This is a genomic window from Streptomyces sp. NPDC060031 (assembly GCF_042736805.1).
GTDB lineage: Bacteria > Actinomycetota > Actinomycetes > Streptomycetales > Streptomycetaceae > Streptomyces.
The window spans coordinates 1-1,844 of the sequence record NZ_JBHWVM010000203.1; the positions used below are offsets into that span (position 1 = coordinate 1).

General features: G+C 33.8%; 2 protein-coding genes. Both read left to right on the top strand.

Annotation, left to right across the window (positions count from 1 at the left end):
* A partial coding sequence (locus ACFWB8_RS37000; RefSeq protein WP_385237698.1) for a hypothetical protein occupies positions 1-1,265 on the top strand: 1,265 nt, incomplete at its 5' end.
* 19 nt (positions 1,266-1,284) lie between these two features.
* A complete protein-coding gene (locus ACFWB8_RS37005; protein ID WP_375877795.1) occupies positions 1,285-1,656 on the top strand; it encodes a hypothetical protein in 372 nt (123 codons plus the stop codon).
* The last annotated feature ends 188 nt before the right edge of the window (positions 1,657-1,844 follow it).

Consider the following 1,844-nt stretch of genomic DNA (forward strand, 5'->3'; position numbering starts at 1 on the left):
GTGTTTCAGGTAATAACAAAAATAGAAATCAATTGGGTGATTTTTCTAAAGAAAAATTGAGTAGTAATGGATTGAGTAATAGTATTAATTCAGATGGTAAGATGGAAGGTCTTTCTACTGCTGCTGTTGAAACTTCTGGAGTCGCTACAAACGTAGCTAACGCACTTCAAGGGGAAAAGGGTTTAAATCAAAATAAACAGTCTTTAAATAGCAATAACGAACTTTCTAATGACCCTTCATCATCAATAAAAAGATATGATACGTCTAACAATGGCCAAGAATTACAAGAAAAAAATGCAGGAGATAACGCAACAATAACGCCAACTAATCAAAGGCAGACACTTCAACAAGATGTTATTAGCAGTGTGAATGATCGCGCAAATGGTAAAACACAATCGAATGAAGAAATTTTAGCAGAAATGAAATTAAAAGAATCATTAAATCCGAATGGAAATGTGGATGTAAATGCAGCAAGTAATATGCGATTAACTCCTGAGAATAAATCAATTAATCAACAAAGCAGCGAAGGGATTATTAATCGTACCAGACAAGAAGTTGCAGCTGGAAGCTCGGCTAATCATTCTATGCAAGATGCTGTTCAAAATATGAAGGCTAATACAGTGAATAGCGCTCCATTAAAACAAAGCATAGAACAAGATGTTAAATCCGTTCCACAGTCTAACCATATAGGCAAGCAATCCATTGTACAAGATATACAATCTAGCAACGGACAGGCAGTGTCGCAACGTCAAACGGTGATTCAAGATGTTCAAAATAGTTCCGAAACGGCACCGAATAGACAACGTGTCGTACAAGAAATAGAGCAAGCAAAAATAGCGACACCGCAACAAATACAACAAAATGTACAGCAAGTTCTTACAACAGCAAGGCTTCCACAAGAAGCACATCAAACAGTTAAGAGAGTAATAGAAGATGTTCAAAAACAAGGAAATATTGCTCCTGAAACACTCAAAATGAAAGTTGTTCAAGAGCTAGAAAAAACATCTTTTGGAGCAAAAGAACCAATTAAACAAGTCATCTTGCAAGATGTTCAAAAGGCATTTTCATCTACTCCAGAACCAGTACAGCAGAGTATTAAACAAATAGTTGAATCAACCCAAGATACAAAGAAAATCGGGCAACCAACAGAAAATAAAAAAGTTGAATCAAGTTATTTTGGCTCGTTGTTTGGAGAAAAGGTAAGTAATTATGAGAAGGGGAAAACGAAAAAAGGTTCTAGATTTGACGTCTTAAGAAATTTATAAAAAGGAGATTAGACTCAACATGGCTAGAAAAAAGGATCCACAAGAGGAATTAGAATTAGCGCTTAAATTAAGGGAAGAAGCAGACAAAAAGATTGCTGAAGCTAAGAAAAAATTAAAAGAAGAAGAAGAAAAAAAAGCTGTTAAATTAGCTAAAAAACTGATGAAAACATACGGAACTGTTGATTTTATAGAAATAAAGGAGAAAATAGCACAAGAATCAACTTCTCAAAACAGTATTTCAATAAATAGATTTTCATCTGTAAACTTAGAGTATATACAAACCCTTTCTGAAGATGATATAAATTATCTTCGTAGCACTGCGGAAAGATTAAGAAACAATGAATTCATACTATCTCAAGATGTAATAGACGAAATTAGACGGAGATTTTAGTATGATTGCTGTTCAAGTGATTGCTACCATTTTCCTATTAATAATTGTGGGATTTCTTTTCCTAAAAGGAATTAAATATTTGTTGGCAACAGGTTCTTTCTTCCTGCGATTAGTTTTGAAGTTTGGTGCTGTTTTAGTTACATTAAGCATACTTGGGTGGATTGTTCATTTTCTTTCGTAGTTAATAT